Annotated in this window: 19 protein-coding genes; 14 read left to right on the forward strand and 5 right to left on the reverse strand. The window is 59.8% G+C overall.

The window, feature by feature from the left end:
• Nucleotides 1-115: 115 nt before the first annotated feature.
• Nucleotides 116-2,230, reverse strand: coding sequence for a sensor histidine kinase (locus AC1DCP_RS21325; RefSeq protein ID WP_065687482.1), 2,115 nt, complete (start codon nt 2,228-2,230; stop codon nt 116-118).
• Nucleotides 2,227-2,967 (reverse strand): response regulator transcription factor, encoded by a 741-nt coding sequence (locus tag AC1DCP_RS21330; protein WP_003514167.1) that lies wholly within the window; start codon nt 2,965-2,967, stop codon nt 2,227-2,229. The genes AC1DCP_RS21325 and AC1DCP_RS21330 overlap by 4 nt, the downstream gene beginning before the upstream one ends.
• 229 nt (nt 2,968-3,196) lie before the next feature.
• Between AC1DCP_RS21330 and AC1DCP_RS21335 the strand changes: the two genes are divergently transcribed.
• From AC1DCP_RS21335 to AC1DCP_RS21350, 4 genes are all read left to right on the forward strand, one after another.
• Nucleotides 3,197-4,189: an ABC transporter substrate-binding protein gene (locus AC1DCP_RS21335; protein WP_041694495.1), complete on the forward strand. Its 993-nt coding sequence runs from the start codon at nt 3,197-3,199 to the stop codon at nt 4,187-4,189.
• Nucleotides 4,190-4,306: 117 nt separating this feature from the next.
• The gene (locus AC1DCP_RS21340; protein WP_003514162.1) at nt 4,307-5,332 is read left to right on the forward strand and encodes an ABC transporter substrate-binding protein; all 1,026 of its coding nucleotides are present in this window, start codon (nt 4,307-4,309) and stop codon (nt 5,330-5,332) included.
• An 86-nt stretch (nt 5,333-5,418) separates the two neighbouring features.
• Nucleotides 5,419-7,650, forward strand: coding sequence for an ABC transporter permease (locus tag AC1DCP_RS21345; RefSeq protein WP_065658625.1), 2,232 nt, complete (start codon nt 5,419-5,421; stop codon nt 7,648-7,650).
• On the forward strand, nt 7,647-8,708 hold the full coding sequence (locus AC1DCP_RS21350; protein WP_065687483.1) for an ABC transporter ATP-binding protein: 1,062 nt from the start codon (nt 7,647-7,649) through the stop codon (nt 8,706-8,708). The genes AC1DCP_RS21345 and AC1DCP_RS21350 overlap by 4 nt, the downstream gene beginning before the upstream one ends.
• 27 nt (nt 8,709-8,735) lie before the next feature.
• On the opposite strand, the gene AC1DCP_RS21355 is transcribed toward AC1DCP_RS21350, so the two are convergent.
• Nucleotides 8,736-10,772 (reverse strand): oxidoreductase, encoded by a 2,037-nt coding sequence (locus AC1DCP_RS21355; protein ID WP_112153305.1) that lies wholly within the window; start codon nt 10,770-10,772, stop codon nt 8,736-8,738.
• 145 nt (nt 10,773-10,917) lie between these two features.
• Here AC1DCP_RS21355 and AC1DCP_RS21360 point away from each other — a divergent pair, with 145 nt between their 5' ends.
• From AC1DCP_RS21360 to AC1DCP_RS21370, 3 genes are all read left to right on the forward strand, one after another.
• On the forward strand, nt 10,918-11,547 hold the full coding sequence (locus tag AC1DCP_RS21360) for a TetR/AcrR family transcriptional regulator (protein WP_003514156.1): 630 nt from the start codon (nt 10,918-10,920) through the stop codon (nt 11,545-11,547).
• Nucleotides 11,548-11,686: 139 nt separating this feature from the next.
• Nucleotides 11,687-12,361, forward strand: coding sequence for a response regulator transcription factor (locus AC1DCP_RS21365; protein ID WP_003514154.1), 675 nt, complete (start codon nt 11,687-11,689; stop codon nt 12,359-12,361).
• A gap of 35 nt (nt 12,362-12,396) precedes the next feature.
• Nucleotides 12,397-13,794 (forward strand): sensor histidine kinase, encoded by a 1,398-nt coding sequence (locus tag AC1DCP_RS21370; RefSeq protein WP_320187483.1) that lies wholly within the window; start codon nt 12,397-12,399, stop codon nt 13,792-13,794.
• 248 nt (nt 13,795-14,042) lie between these two features.
• On the opposite strand, the gene AC1DCP_RS21375 is transcribed toward AC1DCP_RS21370, so the two are convergent.
• Together AC1DCP_RS21375 and AC1DCP_RS21380 are read right to left on the reverse strand one after the other, a co-directional pair.
• Nucleotides 14,043-14,429 (reverse strand): hypothetical protein, encoded by a 387-nt coding sequence (locus AC1DCP_RS21375; RefSeq protein WP_065687486.1) that lies wholly within the window; start codon nt 14,427-14,429, stop codon nt 14,043-14,045.
• 104 nt (nt 14,430-14,533) lie between these two features.
• Nucleotides 14,534-14,965, reverse strand: a complete 432-nt coding sequence (locus AC1DCP_RS21380) for a MarR family winged helix-turn-helix transcriptional regulator (RefSeq protein ID WP_476774615.1) — start codon at nt 14,963-14,965, stop codon at nt 14,534-14,536.
• A 206-nt stretch (nt 14,966-15,171) separates the two neighbouring features.
• Here AC1DCP_RS21380 and graD point away from each other — a divergent pair, with 206 nt between their 5' ends.
• The 7 genes from graD (at nt 15,172) to AC1DCP_RS21415 (ending at nt 21,836) form a co-directional block, all read left to right on the forward strand.
• A complete protein-coding gene (gene graD / locus AC1DCP_RS21385) occupies nt 15,172-15,711 on the forward strand; it encodes an FADH(2)-dependent resorcinol hydroxylase reductase component (protein WP_003514147.1) in 540 nt (179 codons plus the stop codon).
• A 36-nt stretch (nt 15,712-15,747) separates the two neighbouring features.
• Nucleotides 15,748-16,977 (forward strand): FADH(2)-dependent resorcinol hydroxylase oxygenase component, encoded by a 1,230-nt coding sequence (gene graA / locus AC1DCP_RS21390; RefSeq protein WP_038492162.1) that lies wholly within the window; start codon nt 15,748-15,750, stop codon nt 16,975-16,977.
• Between the two features lie 46 nt (nt 16,978-17,023).
• Entirely contained in the window at nt 17,024-18,007 is a 984-nt protein-coding gene (tsdA, locus tag AC1DCP_RS21395) for a gamma-resorcylate decarboxylase (protein WP_003514143.1), read from the forward strand.
• A 3-nt stretch (nt 18,008-18,010) separates the two neighbouring features.
• On the forward strand, nt 18,011-19,066 hold the full coding sequence (graC, locus tag AC1DCP_RS21400; RefSeq protein WP_038492159.1) for a maleylacetate reductase: 1,056 nt from the start codon (nt 18,011-18,013) through the stop codon (nt 19,064-19,066).
• A 40-nt stretch (nt 19,067-19,106) separates the two neighbouring features.
• Nucleotides 19,107-19,994: a hydroxyquinol 1,2-dioxygenase gene (graB, locus tag AC1DCP_RS21405; protein ID WP_038492156.1), complete on the forward strand. Its 888-nt coding sequence runs from the start codon at nt 19,107-19,109 to the stop codon at nt 19,992-19,994.
• Entirely contained in the window at nt 19,991-20,329 is a 339-nt protein-coding gene (locus AC1DCP_RS21410; protein WP_065687487.1) for a YciI family protein, read from the forward strand. Before graB ends, AC1DCP_RS21410 begins: the two co-directional genes overlap by 4 nt.
• 220 nt (nt 20,330-20,549) lie before the next feature.
• Nucleotides 20,550-21,836 (forward strand): MFS transporter, encoded by a 1,287-nt coding sequence (locus AC1DCP_RS21415; protein WP_065687488.1) that lies wholly within the window; start codon nt 20,550-20,552, stop codon nt 21,834-21,836.
• Nucleotides 21,837-21,868 lie beyond the last annotated feature (32 nt).

Consider the following 21,868-nt stretch of genomic DNA (forward strand, 5'->3'; position numbering starts at 1 on the left):
ATGGCGTGATCCTAGAGAGCAGGAAGAAACGGACAGTGAATATTCTGAGTTGATCGGGAGTTAACAACTCAATTGGTTGACGAATTCCTCTCCCCCTGGAAGGCCTTCTCGGGGCTTATCGAATCTGGACGTGGTCGGCGCCTACTGGAAAAGTCAGTTGTACCCTTGCGCCATCGCCCGGCATTGAGCTGATATGCGCCTCGCCGCCGCTCTGCCGGACGAAGCCGTAGACCATTGCAAGGCCGAGGCCTGCCCCGCCGTGTTCCTGCCGGGTGGTGAAATAGGGCTCGAAGGCCTTGTCCACCGCCTCGGGCGTCATGCCCACTCCCTCGTCGGTGACGGCGATCACAAGTGCATCCTTCTCGGAAGCGGCGCTGATCGAGATCAGGCCACCATCGGGCATGGCCGCTGCCGCATTCAGGCAAAGGTTGAGGATGGACTGCTCGAGGAGGGCAGGGTCTAGCGCAATCGAGGGAAGATCCTCGTCAATCTCCAGCGCAATCCGGCATTTCGGGCCGACTGCAATCTCAAGGATATCGGCCATGCCGCGCAGCAGGTTTGCGACGTTGATGCAGCTCGGATGAATGGGCTGCTGGCTGCCGATGGTCAGCATGCTGCTGGCCAGAGAACGGCCGCGATCCGCCGCCTTGCGGATACGGGCGATGTGGCGTTTCTGGCGATCGTTGAAACCAGTTTCGCGCTCCAGCAGGCCGAGGCTGCCGGTGATGATGCCGATCATGTTGCCCACTTCATGACTGACCTGATGGGTCATGCGCATGATGCCATCAAGCCTCTGGGCTTTTGCGGCCTCCGCCTCCTGACGATCGAGAGAAGTTACATCCCGGGCGAGCAGCACGATACCGCCATCCGGCTGGCGTGACATCGATATTTCGATCACTCGTTGATCTCCAGTGCGATGGCGCACGACTGCCCGGTCCATCAGCTCGCCTCGGCCGCTCTCGAAAGGGAACAGTGCGGGATCGATCTCCGGTATCGGTTCGACAAAACGGCGAAGCGGCAGCTTACGCGACGAGCCGGAACGACCGACAAGTTCTATGATCCGGCGGTTCATGGTGATTGGCCGACCGGTCGGATCGAACAGCGCTATTCCCTCATTCATGTTGCGGAAGGTCGAGCGGATGGTTCGGGCCGCCGCTTCTGCCGTGCGCCGCAGGCGGGAGACACGATCGACGCTGTCATGGAAAGCCCGGAAAGCATCGAGCAGGCGGATCAGTTCCGTCTCCGATCCGGTGTAGGATGGCGGGCCGACATCCTTTTCACCCTTGGCGAGCGCGTTCATGCCGTTGGAAAGCGTCGCGATCCCGCGTGAGACACGCATCACTGATCGAATCGAGAATGTTGCCATGACCAGAACCAGAAGCGAAGCGACTGCGACGATGACCAATAGCCGGCTCAGAGCGTCCGAGGTCGAGATCAGATCCTCGTTGAGGCTGCGGGCAACCGCATCGCTCTGGGTTTCTGTGACATGGGACAGATCGCGCGACACAATGTGAAGCCGCGACACCGAGGCGCGGATCGCAAACATTTCCAAGAGGTAACGGCTCTGCGCTTCAAAGACCCGCTCATAGGGTTGCAGCTCGGCCACGGGGAGCCGCTCTCCGGGATAACCTTCCTGGCGCGCGGTGGTTTCGGCAACATAGCGGCGGCGCAGTTCACCAAGCTGGAAGAGGCTGTCGGATGCGGATGCGGCCTGCACGATGCCGTTCATCCGCCGGCGCAGTTCGGGATCGGTGATGCCGCGACCCGTGGCAATTTCGCCAAGCGCGGCTGCCGCTTCCGCCTTGTGGCCCTGCGCCGCATCTGCATCCTTTGCCAGATCCAGCGTCTGTGTTCTGATCAATTCAAGGAGTTCGACGATGCGCTCGTTGGCAAAGCCGCGGGCGACCCGATCACCGTTGCCTGGCCCTGTCATCTCCAGCAGGATATCGACCTGCTGGACCACGGACCGGCTTTCGCTGGAGACGCGATAGGGCGAGGCGGCATTCATCAGGAAAGGTGCACTCGAGACGAGGTCGGAGACCTGCCGCGAAACCAGCGATGCCTTGGCAAGGCTGGAAAAGGCCTGCAGGCCGTAGGCGGCCATTTCATCGCGAGCGCGTTGCAGGCCGTAGATGGCGATGGCGGATAGGCTGAATACGAGGATGCAGATGAAGACGATCGCAAAGGGCAGGCGAAAGGCGATCGAGGAAAGGAAGGAACGGCTGATCACGGAGAAAGCTCGCCCTCGTCGGTGTGGAGCACATAACCCCTGCCGCGCCGCGTCTTGATGTGACGCGGCAGATCGGGGTTTCGCTCGATCTTCCGCCTCAGCCGCAGCACCAGCACATCGACGTTTCTATCGATATAGCGGTCGCTTTCCGAGCCCAGCCTGTCGAGGATCTGGGAGCGGCTGACGGGCTGGTTGGGCGTTTCGGCCAGAATTTCCAGAAGTGCGAATTCGGCACTTGTCAGCGTTCTGCTGCGATCGGTCAGGCAGACCGCCTGTCGGGCATTGAGATCAATCGCCCAGTCGCTGAGGAGCAATGCCGCCCGGCCGTGGTCGCGCTCACTGTCCTTTTCCTGCTTTAAGGAGGGGATCGTCCGGCGCAGAACGGCCTTGATCCGTGCCGTGAGTTCGATCGGTTCGAAGGGTTTGACGACATAATCGTCGGCTGCTGTTTCCAGGCCGAGAACCCGGTCGGCGGCGCTGCCGGCAGCCGTTACCATGACGATGCCGATATCGACCTTACTGCGTAGTCTCTGGGCAAAGGTGCGGCCGGAGGTGCCGGGCAAGTTGTGGTCCACGAGCACCAGCTGCATCACGTCCTTCGCCAATATCTCGTCCGCTTCCTCGGCGGAGCGCGCGCAGGTGGGCAGCCAGCCCTCGGCCTCGACGAGGTCCGAGATAAGCTCTGCCATATCCGGATCGTCCTCGACGATCAGAATGCGAACCTTCTGATTAAGCACTGCGTATTCCTCCCGCCATCATCATAGGCGCGGCAGACGCGATCTTCAAAGCCTAGCTGGTTATCCGCCCTGTCATATTTGTAATATCTGTAATCTTGTTCGGAAAGATTGGTAACCATTCTTCGATTGCGGTGCGGTCAGGATGTGACATGCTAATGGCGGAGATTGGAACGGGGAGGTTCCAAGCAGGGAGGCTCAGTTGAGAGCATTGACCGCACTTGCGGCGAGCATGGCCTTATGGCTGTGCGGCGCAGGGCATGGCATGGCCGCGACGAAGTTAAACGTCCTGTGCGGCGTCGACGAGGCTTGGTGCGTGACCATGCAGCGGGCTTTCGAAGCGCGGATGGGGGTCGAGATTTCGATGGTTCGCAAGAGCACCGGCGAAATCCTCGATCAGATTCGTGCCGAACGCGCCCATCCGACTGTCGATGTCTGGTGGGGCGGTACCGGCGACACTCATTTGCAGGCGGGTTCGGAAGGCCTTCTGGAAGAGTATCAGCCCGCGCATCAGCAGGATCTGCTGCCATGGGCGCAGAATTTCAATGCGATGTCGGGATCGAAATCGGCCGGGATCTATGCCGGTGCGCTCGGTTTTGCCTATAATTCGGAACTGCTCGCCAAGAACAGTCTGCCGGCCCCGACATGCTGGAAGGATCTGGCGAAGGAGATTTATCGCGGCCATATCCAGACCGGCAACCCGAACTATTCGGGCACGGCCTTCACCATGCTTGCCACGCTTGTCCAGCTCTTTGGCGAGGAGGAGGCTTTCAGTTTCATGGGCAAGCTTAACCAGAATGTGGTGAGTTACACCAAGGTCGGCTCGGCGCCCGTAAAGGCGGCGGCGCGGGGGGAGGTTCTGATAGGGATTTCCTTCATGCATGACGCCGTGACACAGAAGATCGAAGGCTTTCCGCTGGTGATCGTCGCCCCTTGCGAGGGAACCGGTTACGAGATCGGGGCGGTCAGCATCGTCAAGGGCAACCACAACGATGCGCTGGCGCAGGCCTTCGTTGAATTCGCGCTGACCCCGGAAGGACAGGCGACCGGGGCAAAGGCGGGGCAGAACCAGGTGCCATCCAACGCCCGGGCGACATTGCCGCTAACGGCGCCCGATATATCGATGATCAAGATGGTGGATTACGACTTCGCCACCTTTGGCCAACCCGAAGAGCGAAGTCGATTGTTAAGCCGCTTCGACAACGAAATTCATCCGACCCAGTAGGGGTCAGCAATCCAAGACCGAAAAGACAGACAGCGTGGCAGCACAAGATGCCGCGACCGGCAGCGCCATGTTTGTGGACTGCCGAACCATTCAGACGCAAGCTACAGGAGGATAACCATGCGACTGACGATACTTTCCACATTGCTTTTTGCCGGTACGGCACTCGGCACCACATCGGTGCAGGCGGCAGGCGAGCTTAACCTGATATGCTCTGCCGATGTCGTCATCTGCGAACAGATGAAGGGCGATTTCGAAAAGTCGCATGACATCAAGGTCAATATGGTTCGCCTGTCTTCCGGCGAAACTTATGCCAAGGTGCGTGCGGAAGCCCGCAACCCGAAGACCGATATCTGGTGGGCCGGCACCGGCGATCCGCACATGCAGGCGGCCTCCGAAAACCTGACGCTCGAATACAAGTCGCCGATGCTGGATCAGCTGCAGGACTGGGCCGTCAAACAGGCGGAAAGCACCGGTTACAGAACCGTCGGCGTTTATGCCGGCGCGCTGGGCTGGGGTTACAACACCGAAATCTTCAAATCCAAGGGTTACAAGGAGCCGAAGTGCTGGGCCGATCTGCTGGCACCGGAACTGAAGGGCGAAATCCAGATCGCCAATCCCAACTCTTCGGGCACAGCCTATACGGCGCTTGCCTCGCTCGTGCAGATCATGGGCGAAGACCAGGCGATCGATTATCTGAAGAAGCTCAACGCCAACATCTCGCAATATACCAAGTCCGGATCCGCGCCGGTGAAGGCGGCAGCGCGTGGCGAGACGGCACTCGGCATCGTCTTCATGCATGATGCCGTGGCGCAGACAGCGGAAGGTTTCCCCGTCAAGTCCATCGCGCCCTGCGAAGGTACCGGCTACGAAATTGGCTCCATGTCGATCATCAAGGGTGCCCGCAACCTCGAAAATGCCAAGACCTGGTATGACTGGGCGCTGAAGCCAGAGGTCCAGTCACGCATGAAGGACGCCAAGTCCTTCCAGCTTCCCTCCAACAAGACCGCGGAAGTGCCGAAGGAAGCGCCGAAGTTCGAGGACATCAAGCTCATCGACTACGACTTCAAGACCTATGGCGACCCGGCCAAGCGCAAGGCGCTGCTGGAACGCTGGGACCGCGAGGTCGGTGCAGTCGCAAACTGATCTGAACTCCGGCGATCGGCATCCCGGCCTTTGAAAGCCGGGATGTCCGCCGTTCTTTCATCGGCATGAAATAAGCGAGGTCGGCCATGACACGTGGCAATCGCAGGCTGAACATTGTCCTGGCGCTCGGGGCTTTTGCCCTGGTTTTTCTTCCCTGGTATCGCATTGAAGGCGGCTTCTTCAGCTTCCGCTGGCTGTCTGAGTTTCTCTCTTCCCCCAGCAATGCGCCCGGTGTGCTGCAAATATTGGTTTATGGAAAACCCTGGCTTGCCGGTGCCGGCCTGTTTTTCCTCGCCGGATGCCTTGTCCGCCCGATTGGCGATCCGATGCTGCGGGGCAAGCTGCTTGCGTGGATTGGTGCTGCCGGTCTCGTGGTTCTGATTTTGCAGGGATTGGCGATCGGCTTTACCGGCTGGACATGGAGCGTCAGTGAAAACCTGTTCGGCGTGCTTTCCGATGGCCAGCCCGCCATGGGCGCCGGTGCCGTCGTCATGTCGCTGGTCTTTGTACTTTTCTTTGCCTTCGGGCTTGCCGAACGCGGCGTGATGAAGGGCGATGCCTTTGTCGTCGGCTCGATTTCCATTCTGGCCTTCCTCGTTACCGTTTTCGTGTTCTATCCGATCGGCAGCATGCTGATCGCATCCGTTCAGGATTTCGATGGCTCCTTTAATGCCGATGGCTTCATCCGCAATATCAAGGATCCCGGCATCTGGAGCCTTGGCTGTGTCACGGGTGAAGAGCGCTGCGGCGTTGCCTGGCGAACGCTCTTCCTCGCCTTGATGACCGCCTTCGGCTCCACAGTGCTTGGGTTGGGTTTCGCGCTCGTCGCCACCCGCACCCGTTTTCCGTTCAAGAAGGGCCTGCGCCTTCTGACGGTTCTGCCGATCATAACGCCGCCTTTCGTCATCGGTCTTGCCCTGACGCTGCTCTTCGGCCGCGCCGGTGTCGTCACCGAATGGCTTTCCTATCTCTTCGGCATCGAACCCGGCCGCTGGCTCTACGGCATGACTGGCATATGGATCGCGCAGGTTCTCTCCTTCACGCCGATATCCTTCCTGGTGCTGATCGGTGTCGTCGAAGGTGTCAGCCCGTCGATGGAGGAGGCGTCGCAAACGCTTCGCGCCGACCGCTGGCGCACCTTCTGGCGCGTGTCGCTGCCGCTGATGAAGCCGGGTCTCGCCAATGCGTTTCTCATCGGCTTCATCGAAAGCATGGCGGATTTCGGCAATCCGCTGGTGCTTGGTGGCACGCATGGGGTGCTGTCGACGGAAATCTTCTTTGCCGTTGTCGGTTCGCAGAACGACCCTTCACGCGCCGCTGTTCTCGCCATTATCCTCCTGTGCTTCACGCTTTCGGCGTTCCTCGCCCAGCGTTTCTGGCTGGCCGGCAAGAACTTCGCCACGGTTACCGGCAAGGGCGACAGCGGCGCGCATATCGCGCTGCCACGCGGCCTGTCCATTGGTGTCCACGCTGTCGTCGTGCCGTGGATGGTCTTCACCATCGTCGTGTACGGCATGATCCTCGTCGGCGGTTTCGTGAAGACCTGGGGCCTGGACAATTCGCTGACGCTTGACCACTACATCCGCGCGTTCTCCGTCAGCTTCTCCAACGGCTCGATTGCCTGGACCGGTGTTGCCTGGAACTCGTTCTGGACGACCATGGAGATCGCGCTGGTGTCGGCGCCGCTGACCGCTGCCGTCGGTCTGCTGACGGCCTATATCATCGTGCGGCAGAAGTTTGCCGGTCGGAACATCTTCGAATTTGCCCTGATGATGAGCTTTGCCATTCCCGGAACGGTCATCGGCGTCAGCTACATCATGGCCTTCAACCTGCCGCCGGTGGAAATGACGGGATCGGCGCTGATCCTGATCGCCTGCTTCGTCTTCCGCAACATGCCGGTCGGCGTGCGCGGCGGCATTGCGGCAATGAGCCAACTCGACAAAAGCCTCGATGAGGCCTCGCTGACGCTGCGCGCCGACAGTTTCCGCACGATCAGGAAAGTGATCCTGCCACTGCTGCGCCCGGCGATCACGGCGGCTCTGGTCTACTCCTTCGTCCGAGCGATTACCTCGATCAGCGCCGTCATCTTCCTCGTCAGCGCCCAGTACAACATGGCGACCTCCTACATCGTCGGTCTCGTCGAAAACGGTGAATACGGTGTGGCCATTGCCTATTCCTCCATGCTGATCGTGGTGATGATCACTGTTATCACCGGCTTCCAGCTCATTGTAGGCGAGCGTCGCCTGCGCCGCGAAAACCGCGTCGCGGGGCTGCCGTCCGCGTCCTCCGTTCCTCTCGCTCAGGAGAAAACCGCATGATTTCCGTAAAGCCCGGCTCCGTCACCTTTCAGAATGTCCGCAAGACATTCGGCGCCTTCACCGCCATCCCCGACCTTTCGCTCACCATCGAACCCGGCACGCTGGTGACACTTCTCGGTCCCTCCGGTTGCGGCAAGACGACGACGCTGCGCATGCTGGCGGGGCTCGAACATCCGACGGCCGGTCGCATTCTGATCGGCGACAAGGATGTGACCATGCTGCCGGCCAATGAGCGCGATGTCTCGATGGTTTTCCAGTCCTACGCGCTTTTCCCGCATATGACGGCGCTCGACAATGTCGCTTATGGTCTGCAATCCTCCGGACTGCGCAAGGCGGAAGCACGGGAGAAGGCCGAGGAAGGTCTGAAGCTCGTGGGGCTGGCCGGCATGGGGCATCGTCTGCCTGCCGAACTTTCCGGTGGTCAGCAGCAGCGCGTGGCGGTTGCCCGCGCTCTGGTGCTGGAGCCGCAGGTGCTGCTGCTCGATGAACCCCTTTCCAACCTCGATGCGCGTCTTCGCCGCCGGGTTCGTACCGAAATCCGGGAATTGCAGCAGCGGCTTGGTTTTACCGCTGTTTATGTGACGCATGATCAGGACGAGGCGCTGGCCGTTTCCGACCGGATCATCGTGATGAAGGAAGGCGAGATCGCCCAGTCAGGCGCGCCGCGGGAACTCTACGAGGCGCCGGCTTCTTCCTTCATCGCCGACTTCATGGGCGAGGCGAATGTCGTCGGCTGCGAAGTGGTCAGCCTTGAGGGCGCCGATGCGTTGATCCGCGTTGGAGGGATCGATCACCGTGTTGCGGCACGCAACGCCAAACCCGGCCCGGCAAAGCTTGCGGTTCGTCCGGGTTCGATTTCCATTGCCCAATCGGGCGGACAGGGACTTGCCGGGCGGGTGCTGCACAGTGCCTATCTCGGCGGTCACGTCGAATATGAAGTCAAGACCGATATCGGCACGCTCTTCATCATCGACCATGCGGTCGAGACCAGTCTGCCGCCCGAAAGCGATGTCACACTCGGGTTCAAGAACCGTGGCATTGCCTTGATCCAGGCCTGAGTTTCAAAGCGTATCGCGGTGGCCCTCTCAAATGTCCTTTGCGAGACGCAGCGCATCGTAGATCGCCGCATGTGTATTGCGTGCGGCGACCGCATCGCCGATGCGGAACAGCCGGTAGGCACCGCCAGGGTTGCGGTCGACGGTTTGGGCGGAGCCCTCCAGCAAGGCGTCGTAGGATATTTCGCCAAGGTTCCTGGAGCCCGGCTTGAGGTCGAAATAGAGATCGTCCAGCGGCACCGTGCCGTGATTGATGACGATCTGGTCCACGGTCCTTGATTTCGTCACGCCGCCATAATCGCTGCCGACGTGGGCGACGAGCTGGTTGCCGTTTCTTTCCGCCGCTTCCAGCCGATAGGTGACGGTGAAGGTGACGTCGAGTTTTTGCAGTGAGCGCATGTAAGGAACTAGGTTCATCGCCATGACTTCCGGCGCGAAGGCGCGATCCGGGGTCATGATCTCCACTTTTGCGCCCGCCTTTGCGAGAAATTCTGCTGCCTGCAAGCCCGCATGGTCGCCGGCATCGTCGAAAACCAGCACATTCGTTCCCGGCTTGACGTCGCCGGAAATGATATCCCACGAGGAAACGACCAGATCATTGCCGTTTGAAAGCACATCGGTATGCGGCAATCCGCCGGTGGCGATGATGACGACATCTGGGCTCTCCGAGAGAACCGTGTCCGCTTCCGCCCAGCTGTTGAAGTGAAAGGTAACGCCGAGCCTTTCGCACTGGCTCATGCGCCAGTCGATAATGCTGATCATTTCGCGGCGGCGTTCGCTTTGCGCGGTCAGGCGGATCTGGCCGCCCGGATCGTTTGCGGCCTCGAAGACGACGACCTCATGGCCGCGTTCGGCACAGACTCGCGCGGCCTCAAGCCCGGCCGGACCGGCGCCGACGATCACGACCTTCAGGCTTTCCGTCGCCTTGGTAATTTCGTGCGGCATCGTTTCTTCGCGGCCTGTCGCCGGATTGTGAATGCAGAATGCGAGGCCGCCCTGATAGATGCGGTCGAGACAGTAATTGGCGCCAACGCAAGGCCTGATATCGTCCTCCCGCTTTTCCATGATCTTGCGCACGATATGCGGGTCCGTCATGTGGGCGCGGGTCATGCCGACCATATCTACCTTGCCGGAAGCGATGGCGTATCTGGCGGTGGCGACATCCTGGATCTTGGCGGCGTGGAAGGTTGGGAAACGGGTTGCCGCGCGGATTTCGCCCGCGAAGTCCAGATGCGGCGCGTTCGCCATGCCCTGAATGGGAATGACGTCGGTCAGGCCGGGATCGGTGTCGATATGGCCCCTGATAACGTTGAGATAGTCGATCAGGCCGCTATCCCGCAACCGGCGCGAGATTTCGAGGCCTTCCGCCTTTCCGGTGCCGCCTTCAAGACATTCGTCGGCGGTATAGCGAACCCCGAGGATGAAATCGTCGCCGACACGTTCGCGCATCGCCCTGAAGACGTCGAAACAGAAACGCATGCGGTTGTCCAGCGAGCCGCCATAGGGGCCATCCAGCTCGTTGGTCAGCGGCGAGACGAACTGGTCGATGAGATGGCCATAGGCTTCAAGCTCCACCCCGTCCATGCCGCCCGCCTTCATGCGTTCCGCAGCGTCGGCGAAGTCCTTGATGATGCGCTCGATATCCCAATCCTCGATCTTCTTCGGGAAAGCGCGATGCGCGGCTTCCCGCTGGTGGGATGGTGCCAGCACCGGCAGCCAGTCGCCCTTGTCCCAGCGCGTGCGGCGGCCGAGATGCGTCAGCTGGATCATGATCGCTGCACCCTCTTCATGCACGGCGTCGGTCATTTCCCTGATCCACGGAACGATTTCATCCTTGTAGGCCAAGAGGTTGTTGAAGACGGGCGGGCTGTCTTTCGAGACGGCTGCGGAGCCTGCCGTCATCGTCATGGCGACGCCGCCCTTTGCCCGCTCGAGCGTATAGGCGCGGTAGCGCCCTTTCGGCATGCCGTCCTCCGGATAGGCGGGTTCATGCGAGGTAACGATGATGCGGTTTCGCAGGGTGAGATGCTTTAGCTGGTAGGGCTGAAGAAGAGGGTCATTCGACATGGCGACCGGGCTCCGAGAACGTTTATCGGAGAAGGCTAAGCGGGAATGTACATAGGTGTCAATTAATAAAACACTTGTGTTTATGCATTCGACATGAGTGGACATTCGCCTTGTCGCGACCAGACCGATTTGCTAGGAAATCATCATGGAAGCGACATTGAACGAGACCGGTTGGCGCGGATCGCAGGAGGGCTGGCTTGAGGCCGCCTACCAGGCACTTCTCGAATCCGGCGTGGATTCCGTGAAAATCCTGCCGTTGGCGAAAAAACTCGGTCTGTCGCGCACGAGTTTCTACTGGTTCTTCCGGGATCGGGAGGAGTTGCTGGCCGCACTCGTCTCCCGCTGGCGCGAAAAGAATACCGGCAGCATCGTCAGGCAGTCGGAGGCCTATGCGGAGACCCTGGCCGAAGCGATGCTGAATGTCTTCGATTGCTGGCTGGATGCTGGCCTCTTCGACAACAGGTTCGAATTTGCGGTTCGCAGTTGGGCTCTTCAGTCCGATGATATTCTTGCCGAGGTGCGTAAGGCCGATCAGACGAGAATGGATGCACTTTCGCGCATGTTCATGCGGTTTGGCCATTCGGAAAATATGGCGGATGTGCGTGCCCGCACCACCTATCTCGTGCAGATCGGCTATATCTCCATGCAGTCGGAGGAAGATATGGCCGTGCGCATGAAAAGGATCCCGGACTATATTGCGATCTACACCGGTGAGGTGCCGAAGCAGCGCGAGCTTGACCGGTTTTATGCAAGACATGGGTACAGGCCGGGATAAGGCATCCAAGGTGTGACGGTCGATTTGCGTCTGGCAGGAGGGTGAGAGAAGGATAGTCCGGCTCCTTGCCTGCAATGTAGCTGTAACATTCACCGACCAGTGGTGAGGACGGCAAGCATTCACCTTTGGGGAAAAGTCATTGCGAATCCTGCTTCTCGAGGATGAACCTGAAATGGCGCGGGCCCTGCTCGAAGCCCTGCGACGGCGTGATGTGCTTGCGGATCATGTCAGGACGATTGCCGATGCCGACGCGCTGGCGCGTGACGGGTCTTACGATGTGCTGGTTCTGGATCGTCGCCTTCCGGATGGTGAAGGGTTGAACCTTGTGTCTTCGCTTCGCAAAGCCAGGCATTCGGTGCCGATCCTCGTTCTGACGGCGCTCGGAAGTGTCGATCACCGCGTTGACGGTCTTGACGCCGGAGCGGATGATTACCTCGCCAAGCCCTTTGCGATCGAGGAATTGCTTGCCCGCCTTCGGGCGCTGCACAGGCGCGGCCCTTCGCTTTCCAGCCAATATGTGAGCTTCGGAAATCTGAGCATTGATCCGAAGAGCAATGAAGTCACGGTTGCCGGTGCCATCATCGAGTTTCGGCGGCGGGAATATCTGGCGCTCGAGGCTCTGATGCGACGCCCGAACCGCATCGTGACGCGTTCCAATCTGGTCGAAGCGGTTTACAACCTGGATGATGAGATCGAATCCAACGCTCTCGACGCCCATATCTCCCGCATCAGGAAGAAGCTCGCGCAGGCCGAAGCCACCGTCGAGATAAGAGCCGTGCGAAACATCGGCTATCTCATCCGAGCGAACACATGAAGCAGGAGCGCAACCGATCCCTGCGGTGGGCGCTGATGAAGCGTCTTTTCGCCTTGCAGGCGTTCTTGCTCGTTCTGTTTGTCATCCTCCTCGTCGGCTGGATCTGGATCATTGATCCACGGCTGGAGGGCGCCAATGAAGAGGCTGTCCGCATCGTTGCGGAAAGCGTGACAAAGGATGGGCAGGGCCGGGCGCAAGTTCTGCCCACGCCCGGATTGGTCGAGCTGAAACAGCGCTATCCGAATCTTTGGTTCTTGGTGCGGGACGCCGATGAAATCGTCCTGCGATATGGAGAAATCCCAGTACCGGCTTTGGCGGCAGTTTTTCCGTCAAGCATCGAAAGGGCGCGTCTGGAAGCGGGGGAAACAGTCCGGGCCACCATGGAAAACCGTAATACGCCTGCCGGGCGGCTGCAATTCATTGCCGGGACGGAAAAAGGCATCCCGAATGACGGCCTCAGCCTATGGATCAGTATGCAGTTAGATCTGGAAAAAGATGCCAACGGCGAGATCCGCTGGCTTACTGTCTTGCCGGGTGTGGGCTTCGTCATTCTTATCGCCGTCGTGCCCATGCTGATCCTGACTGGTATCGCGACATTGATCGTGACCCCGAGGGCGGTCGGCCGTTCACTTGGCGGCCTCATGGAAACGGTCAGCCAGGCGCAATCCATCAATTTCGAGAACCGGTCTGCCCGTATCAATCGTTCCAAGGTGCCCAGCGAAATCATTCCCCTGGTAAATGCCTTCAACGTCGCGCTCTCCAAGCTGGATGAGGGATATAATCGCCGTAACCGCTTTCTTGCCGATGCCGCGCATGAGCTGAGAACGCCGATTGCAATCGCGCGGATCAGGGCCGATCTTTTGCCCGATGACCCGCTGAGCCGACAACTCCGGGCCGATATCGATCGCCTCACACGCGTTGCGCACCAGTTGCTGGAGATGCAGGCGGTCGGCGTGGTGGAATTACCCGCCGAGCGGCAGGACCTGAACATCCTTGTCGAGCGCATCGCGACCGATCTCGCGCCGATTGCGATGGATGCCGGTTACGAGTTCGATTTCGAGCCAAGTGAAGGAGAGGCCGTGTTCACGGTCCAGACTTCGATCATCGAGATGGCGGTCGTCAATCTCGTTCGCAACGCAATCGATCATGGCGGCGGCAAGGGTGCTATCACGATCCGGGTCGGTGCTGCGGGCTTCATTGACGTTTGCGATGAAGGGCCGGGCATCCCCGTCTCGGAGCGCGAGCAGGTATTCGAGCCGTTTCACCGCGTCAATACGAACTCGCCAGGAGCCGGCCTCGGGTTGAACCTAGTCCAGAAGGCGGCAGAGATCCATTGCGGACGCGTTGTCTTCCTCGACCTCAATCCCGGTTTTTGCGTCCGGCTGGAAATTCGCTCGGTGGCTTCGAAAGATGCTGCGGCTGACACTGTCTAGCTGACGGGATTTTAAGCGATCAGGCATGTTTCCCCGGCTTCGGCGGCGGCCTGTCGGCCAAGTTTGGCGAGCGGCAGGTCGAAGACCGATCTAAATGATCACGTCATCAAGGCTGGCCTGAACTACCGCTTCTGACCGGCCCATCCGATGAGAAATCCCAGGGAGAACGTTCCAACGAAAACCGCCGCTTCGAGCATCAAAGCGGCGGTCAAAAATCTGGGAGGGCGGAGTTTGAAATCCGGAAACGATCACTCGCATTCGAGCGCCGGTTGCCGGAAGCTCGTGACATACCATTCGCCGCGGGAATTGCGTGTGTAGAAAGTGTAGAAGCAGTCTATGCGCTCGACATAACTCGGCGTCTCGGACACTTCGTAACGCTCCCCGCTTCGTGTTGTCCGCACTTCGCCACTCGATGATCCGGCGACAGCTTGTGTCTTGTTCTTCCGCCACTGGTAGGCCTGCTGTCCACCGCCAAGGCTATAGATATTGTCCGGCGGCCCATAGTCCAGCATCACGCTGGTGATGGGCGCGCCGATGTAGCTTTTCATGACTGTCGAGGCGCAGGCCGAAACCAGGATCGATGCTGTGACAAGGGCGAGCGTTGTCAGGTAGGCGGGTGACAATCTCTCGGACATGGGCAAATTTCCTCCGCTGTGGTGAGTTGCCACAGGGATAGGAACCAGCCATTACAAGTACATTGCACGCGAAGGTCGCGACGGGTCAGCGGATCCTTGGGGGATCAGAGACCGGCAATGTTGCGGCCGATGTGGCGCAGGATGCTTTTGAAAAGTTTCACTTCGGCCGGGTCAAGGCCTTCGATCGCGGTCTTTTCGAACATGGCGGCGATCGGCATCAGTTCCTCGGCAAGTTCTTCACCCTTTGGCGTCAGCGTGATGCGCACGATCCGCGCATTGTCGACCGGTCGCTCGCGGCTGACGAGGTTGCGTCTGACGAGCAAGCCAACAAGCCGGGAAAGCGTGGAAATCTCCACCGACACGAKGTCTGAAAGCTCGGTCAGCGTTTTGCTTTCCTGTTGTCTCAGCGTTGCCAGCACACGATACATCGGCAGGGTGATGTCATAGGATGCCAGCCTCAGGGAGAAGCGCTCTCCAAGCCGAACACCTACCCAGTTGAGCAGGTAGGGTACCGAGTCAGTGAACTGATAAGACACAAGCAAAACCCCGTTTTGAGAAACACGTGCGCGGATGACGTGGCGCACCCATCGGCTGTACCGGCATAATCTATCAGTTTCAATAGTTTCGCTCCAGAAGACCGGGGACGGCGAGGCCATATCGCAGCTTCCTCCGCCATAAAACATTTGCATTGACAAATGTTGCAAATGAAAATATTTAAGAATGCAGGATTTGGGAGGATCTCATGACATCAGCACTGTTTGGCCTGAACAATCTTGCGCCTGAAGGCGTCGGCCAGAATTTCCGCACGACAATGCGTCGTTTTCCGGCGACCGTGACGGTCATCACTGCCTGTGCCACGGGTGATCAGCGCGATCACGGCATGACGGTTACCGCCGTCACCTCGGTTTCGATGGAGCCGCCCTCTCTTCTGGTTTGCCTGAACAACCGCACGTTTCTGCACGAATTGCTGCTCTGCCGGCCCGATTTCATCGTGAATGTACTGACGCAGGACCAGATTGCCTTGTCTGATGCTTTCAGCGGCAAGGTTTCACCGGAGGAGCGTTTCCGCAACGGCGAGTGGCAGCGTCATGACAACGGTGTTCTTTATCTGCCCACGGCCCATGCCGCCATCGCCTGCCGCCGTGTCGCGGCAATGCCATATGGAACGCATACGGTGTTTATCGGACAGGTGGTGTCGGCCGATGTAAGCGAGACGACACGACCGCTGCTTTACGAAAATGCCCAATATTGCGCCGCAAGCCCGGCAGGCCTGTCCGCCTGATATTTCCCGGCTAGACTATTCTCGGAGGAGACAATCATGAACGATATGAGCCATGCGCCGCAGCCGGCGCAAACGAACCCGCATGTCCGCCTCGTCGGTCGCGTTGCCGGTGTAGCGGATCTTTTCCGCTCCAGCGCCCGACAAACAGAGGAGGCGCGCCGCGTTCCCGCCAGTCATATCGCGGCGCTGCGCGGCATCGGCTATTTCGACGTCGTCAAACCGCGGGCTTTCGGTGGGCAGGGCGGTGAATTTGCCGAGCTTGTCGAAGCCAATATCGAGCTTTCGGCGGCCTGCGCGTCGACCGGCTGGGTTGCCGGCCTGCTTTCCGCCCATCAATGGCTGCTGGCGATGTTTCCAGAGGAGGCGCAAGCGGATGTCTGGGGCGAAAACCCTGACGCGCTTCTGTGTGGTTCCTATGCGCCGGTAAAGATGGCGGAGGCCGCTGACGGCGGTTACCGCCTGAGCGGCAAATGGGCCTTTGCCTCGGGCTGCGAGAATGCCCAATGGTCTCTCTGCGCCGCCATCCTGCCGCCGCAGGGCGAAGGCAGGCCGGTTCCGGCCTTCCTTCTCGTGCCTGCGAGCCAATATGCCATTGAAGACACGTGGCATGTGGTCGGGCTTGCCGGCACGGGTTCCAAGACGCTGGTTCTCGATGATGTCTTTGTTCCCAAACATCGGGTTCTGACCTTTCCGGACGCGACCAGCGGCCACACGCCGGGCGGGCGGTTTTATGCGCAGGAAGGTCTCTTCAACATGCCGCTTCTGACCGGCATTCCTTCCTGTCTCGCCTCGACTGGCGTCGGCGCAGCCAAGGGTGCCCTGGCAGCCTATGTCGATCATGTGGGTGGCCGGGTGACCCGCGGTGCGGTGGCGGGCGGCAATAACCGCATGGCGGAATTTCCAACCATCCAGCTGCGTGTCGCGGAAGCCGCTGCGAGCGTGGATGCCGCTTGTGAAATCCTGTTGCGCGACGTTGCGAGGGCTCAGGCACTCTCACAGGCAAGGCTTGAAGGGCGGGCGGAATTTTCGGTGGACGACCGGCTATTGAGCCGTCGCGGCCAGTCCTTTTCGGTCTCTCTGGCGCTGCGCGCCGTGCAGGCACTCAACGATTCCACCGGCGGTGTCGGGCTTGATCTTTCCAATCCGGTCCAGCGGGCCTGGCGGGATGCGAACGCGGTGGGCCGCCATATCAGCATGAACTGGGATGCCGTGGGCACCATGATCGGCCAGAGCATGCTCGGCCTGGAACCCAAGGGCCAATATTGACCGCACACGTGGCGGCAACTGAACAGCGATTTTCGGAGGAAATAACATGCAAGGCAAGGTCGCTCTCGAAGAGCATTTCGCAATCCCGGAAACACTTCAGGATTCGGCCGGGTTCGTGCCCGGTGATTACTGGAAGGAACTGCAGCATCGCCTGCTCGACATTCAGGATACGCGCCTGAAGCTGATGGATGCGCATGGCATCGAAACCATGATCCTGTCGTTGAATGCGCCGGCGGTGCAGGCTATTCCCGACAAGAAGAAGGCGATCGAGATTGCGCGCCGCGCCAATGACGTCCTGGCTGAAGAATGCGCCAAGCGGCCGGACCGCTTCCTCGCCTTCGCAGCCCTGCCGTTGCAGGACCCGGATGCGGCGACCGAGGAGCTTCAGCGTTGCGTCAACGACCTCGGTTTCGTCGGCGCGCTCGTCAACGGCTTCAGCCAGGAGGGCGATGGCCAGACACCGCTTTATTACGACCTGCCGCAATATCGTCCATTCTGGGGCGAGGTGGAAAAGCTTGATGTGCCTTTCTATCTGCATCCGCGCAATCCGCTACCGCAGGATTCCCGCATCTATGACGGCCACCCCTGGCTGCTTGGCCCCACCTGGGCGTTTGCGCAGGAAACGGCGGTTCACGCGCTGCGCCTCATGGCATCAGGCCTGTTCGACGAGCATCCGCGCCTCAACATCATTCTTGGCCATATGGGCGAGGGCCTGCCCTACATGATGTGGCGCATCGACCACCGCAATGCCTGGGTGAAACTGCCGCCGCGCTATCCGGCCAAGCGCCGTTTCATGGATTATTTCAACGAGAATTTCCACATCACCACCTCTGGCAATTTCCGCACCCAGACCCTGATCGATGCCATTCTGGAAATCGGTGCCGACCGCATCCTGTTCTCCACCGACTGGCCCTTCGAGAACATCGATCACGCCTCCGACTGGTTCAATGCGACGAGCATTGCCGAGGCCGACCGGGTAAAGATCGGCCGCACCAATGCGCGCCGCCTGTTCAAGCTCGACGGAGCCTGATCCATGCAGCCGTTCGTCTATACGATGGCCCCGGCCCGCATCGTCTTTGGCACGGGTAGCTCCGTGGGGGTGGCGGAGGAAATCCGTCGCCTCGGGCTGTCACGGGCGTTGGTGCTTTCCACACCCCACCAGAAGGGCGATGCGGAGGCTTTGGCAGCCCGGCTTGGCCCATTGGCTGCCGGTGTTTTTTCCGATGCGGCCATGCACACGCCGGTCGAGGTGACGAAAAGGGCGGTCGAGGCCTATCGCGCTGCCGGTGCCGATTGCGTCGTATCGCTCGGCGGCGGCTCTACCACCGGTCTTGGCAAGGCCATTGCCTTGCGCACCGATGCGCCCCAGATCGTCATTCCAACGACCTATGCCGGCTCTGAGGTGACGCCCATTCTTGGCCAAACGGAAAATGGCGTGAAGACCACCCTGCGCGGTCCGGAAATCCTGCCGGAAGTGGTGATTTACGATGCCGAGCTGACACTTGGATTACCTGTTGGCATCAGCATGACCAGCGGGCTAAACGCCATGGCCCATGCGGCAGAGGCGCTTTATGCTCGGGATCGCAATCCCATCGCCAGTATGATGGCGGTGGAAGGGTTGCGTGCGATGATCGAGGCGCTTCCCGGTGTGAGGATGGCGCCGCAAGATACCAAGGCGCGCGAAACGGCACTTTACGGCGCGTGGCTGTGTGGCACGGTGCTTGGCGCTGTTGGCATGTCGCTGCATCACAAGCTTTGTCATACGCTGGGCGGCAGTCTGGATTTGCCGCATGCGGAAACCCATGCGGTGCTTCTGCCGCATACCATCGCTTATGTGGAACAGGCGGTGCCGGATCAGCTTGCGCCGCTGGCCGCACTTGTCGGTGGCAGGGCAGGGACGGGTCTTTACGATTTTGCCGCCCGGCTCGGCGCGCCGGCAAGCCTTGCAGCACTCGGTGTTGGCGAGGAACATCTCGACGCTATGGCCGAGCTTGCGACCGCCAATCCTTACTGGTGCCCGCGGCCAGTTGAAAAAACCGCGATCCGCGCCCTGTTGCAACGCGCCTTCGAGGGCGCAAGGCCAGAGTGATCCGGCAAGCAGGGAGTAGCAATGATGGGAGGAGGACATTATGGACATGAAAACGACCGGTGACGACGGCTATTTCGTCGAGGAACGTTCGGCCGAAACCGTGATCGCCCGTATGCGCGATTGTGACGATCCGCGTCTCAAGGAGATCATGTCGGTCGTCACCCGCAAGCTTCACGAGGCGGTGAAAGAGATTGAGCCGACTGAAGAGGAATGGATGAAGGCGATCCATTTTCTGACCGAGGTCGGCCAGATCTGTAATGAATGGCGGCAGGAGTGGATCCTGTTTTCCGATATTCTCGGCGTTTCCATGCTGGTCGATGCGATCAACCACCGCAAGCCGAGCGGCGCGTCGGAATCCACCGTTCTCGGGCCTTTTCATGTGGCCGATGCGCCTGAGATGCCGATGGGCGCCAATATCTGCCTCGACGGCAAGGGCGAGGACATGCTGGTAACCGGCCGCATTCTCGACACCGACGGAATGCCGGTCGCAGGCGCCCGCATTGACGTCTGGCAGGCCAATGACGAAGGTTTCTACGACGTGCAGCAGAAGGGCATTCAGCCCGATTTCAACCTGCGTGGCGTATTCGTCACCGGTGAGGACGGACGCTACTGGTTCCGGGCGGCGAAGCCGAAATATTACCCGATACCGGATGATGGCCCCGTGGGGCAGCTTCTGCGGGCCATGGGGCGTCATCCCTACCGACCAGCGCATCTGCACTACATCGTTTCGGCAGAAGGCTTCACCACGCTCGTCACGCATATTTTCGACCCTGATGATCCTTACATTCGTTCGGATGCAGTTTTCGGTGTGAAGGAAAGCCTGCTGGCCGATTTTCAGCGCGTGGAGGATGCGCAGAGGGCGCAGGAGCTTGGGTTCGCCAACGGCTGGTTCTGGTCGGTGGACCACGATTTCGTGCTCGCCCGATGACCCGCGGTAGCGATCGTCCCCGGCTCTATGTGCGTTTTGCGGAAAGTGATCCCGCTGCCGCTGAGCAAAGGTTGGCGCAAATGAGTGCCCACAAGGCTCATTTACGCAACGAAGATGGCGTTCCGGAAGGATTCAGAATTCTCGCATCCGGCCCGATGCAGGCGGAAAGCGGAGGGTCTGCCGCGGCCCTCATCATTGCTGAAGCCCGCTGTATCGAGGACATCATGGCTTTTAGCGACGCCGACCCTTTTGTCATTCACGGCGTCTATAACCGCATTCGTATTTTGAACTGGACGCCGACTTTGTCGAGGATTTCGGGGCTGGAAGGCGACTGAAATCCACGCCTGCAATGGCTGTTGACGATTGTTAATATTTCAATTGCAATTTTTGCAAACGAAACATTTAATCGAAGGCGGGTGATACCGGCGATATGTGTCTTGACAGGAGCGAGACGCACATCAGGGTGGAGCAAGCCGGGCACCCAGGGAGCAATCGCAGGAACGGGAAGACGTCGATCCATTCCGGGTGGCGCGTTCATGCGTGAAAGGGAGGAATATGTCCACGAACTATATGAGCGCCGCCTCGGTGCGGACGAAGAACCCGGCTGGCGTCATCGCGACATGCGGCCTGATGATCATGTTCGACGGTTACGATCTTGTCGTTTACGGCGCGGTCGCACCGGCGTTGCTGAAAGAAGGCGCATGGGCGCTCAATCCGGCCATGGTCGGGCGCGCTGCCGCCTTGACGTTGGTGGGCATGCTGCTCGGCGCGCTGTTTGCCGGCACCATGGCGGACCGTATCGGCCGCCGGAAGGTCGTTCTCATCAGCCTTGCCGGATTTTCAGCGATGATGATTGCCTCGGCCGTGACGCCGAACTTTCTTGCTTTCGAAATCACGCGCTTCTTCGCCGGTCTCGGCCTTGGCGCGCTCCTGCCGACGGTTACCGCGCTCGTGCTGGAATTCTCGCCGCCCAAGCGCAGGGCACAGGCAAACTCCCTGTCGTTCCTCGGTTATCTTATCGGCGGCATTATTTCCGGCCTTATGGGTATTTTGCTTCTGGAGAGCTATGGCTGGCGGCCATTGATGCTGATCGGCGGCCTGCCGCTTATTCTTCTGCCGATCTTCATGCGGTTCCTGCCGGAATCGCCGGAATGGCTGGCAAGCAAGGGCCGGCAGGCAGAGGCAGACGGGATTTGCGACACTTACGGCCTGCAACGCATTACGCCGCATGCCAAGATCCAAAAGGGCGGCGTGGGCGCCCTCTTCTCGGAAGGCCGGCTGCTTTCGACGCTGAATGCCTGGGGCATTCACTTTTGCTCGCTTCTGCTGACCTTCGGCATGGTCAACTGGCTGCCCACCATCATGAACAAGATGGGCTACGACATCAGTTCGGCGCTCAGTTTTTCCATCATGCTCAATGTCGGAGCCGCAATTGGCATTCTCATCGGCGGGCGTTTCGCCGACAAGGGTAACGTTAAAGTGGTTGTGGCTGTCCTCTTTGCCATTGGCGCGGCTTCGATCTGGGCATTGACGGTAAACAAGGGGCCGTTGCTCTATCTCTTCGTTGCCCTTGCGGGTGCGGGAACGATTGGAACCCAGATTCTTGCCAACGTTCTGGTCGGGCGGCTTTATCCTGTCCATATTCGCGGTACGGGTCTTGGCTTTTCCCTGGCCGTCGGGCGGCTGGGCGGCATCGCCGGTCCGATGATCGGCGGTCTCGTGCTGCAAAGGGGCCTGGCTCCGGAGTGGAACTTCTACATTTTCGGCTCGGTCGCGCTGGTCGGGCTGGCTTTGACCGTATTGACCCTGCTCTACCGCACTTCAGGCGACGGGCGGGTTTGACTAAGATGATGTTGGCCGCAGGGCAAAACCTG

The organism is Agrobacterium sp. 10T429 (genome assembly GCF_056393925.1).

What these genes read in the sequence shown, in the direction of transcription:
- AC1DCP_RS21375 (WP_065687486.1), bottom strand. Translation starts at nt 14,429, where the DNA reads ATGTCCGAGAGATTGTCACCCGCCTACCTGACAACGCTCGCCCTTGTC.
- graD (WP_003514147.1), top strand. Translation starts at nt 15,172, where the DNA reads ATGACATCAGCACTGTTTGGCCTGAACAATCTTGCGCCTGAAGGCGTC.
- AC1DCP_RS21355 (WP_112153305.1), bottom strand. Translation starts at nt 10,772, where the DNA reads ATGTCGAATGACCCTCTTCTTCAGCCCTACCAGCTAAAGCATCTCACC.
- AC1DCP_RS21340 (WP_003514162.1), top strand. Translation starts at nt 4,307, where the DNA reads ATGCGACTGACGATACTTTCCACATTGCTTTTTGCCGGTACGGCACTC.
- AC1DCP_RS21410 (WP_065687487.1), top strand. Translation starts at nt 19,991, where the DNA reads ATGACCCGCGGTAGCGATCGTCCCCGGCTCTATGTGCGTTTTGCGGAA.
- AC1DCP_RS21350 (WP_065687483.1), top strand. Translation starts at nt 7,647, where the DNA reads ATGATTTCCGTAAAGCCCGGCTCCGTCACCTTTCAGAATGTCCGCAAG.
- graB (WP_038492156.1), top strand. Translation starts at nt 19,107, where the DNA reads ATGGACATGAAAACGACCGGTGACGACGGCTATTTCGTCGAGGAACGT.
- tsdA (WP_003514143.1), top strand. Translation starts at nt 17,024, where the DNA reads ATGCAAGGCAAGGTCGCTCTCGAAGAGCATTTCGCAATCCCGGAAACA.
- AC1DCP_RS21335 (WP_041694495.1), top strand. Translation starts at nt 3,197, where the DNA reads ATGGCCTTATGGCTGTGCGGCGCAGGGCATGGCATGGCCGCGACGAAG.
- graC (WP_038492159.1), top strand. Translation starts at nt 18,011, where the DNA reads ATGCAGCCGTTCGTCTATACGATGGCCCCGGCCCGCATCGTCTTTGGC.
- AC1DCP_RS21370 (WP_320187483.1), top strand. Translation starts at nt 12,397, where the DNA reads ATGAAGCGTCTTTTCGCCTTGCAGGCGTTCTTGCTCGTTCTGTTTGTC.
- AC1DCP_RS21345 (WP_065658625.1), top strand. Translation starts at nt 5,419, where the DNA reads ATGACACGTGGCAATCGCAGGCTGAACATTGTCCTGGCGCTCGGGGCT.
- AC1DCP_RS21415 (WP_065687488.1), top strand. Translation starts at nt 20,550, where the DNA reads ATGTCCACGAACTATATGAGCGCCGCCTCGGTGCGGACGAAGAACCCG.
- graA (WP_038492162.1), top strand. Translation starts at nt 15,748, where the DNA reads ATGAACGATATGAGCCATGCGCCGCAGCCGGCGCAAACGAACCCGCAT.
- AC1DCP_RS21360 (WP_003514156.1), top strand. Translation starts at nt 10,918, where the DNA reads ATGGAAGCGACATTGAACGAGACCGGTTGGCGCGGATCGCAGGAGGGC.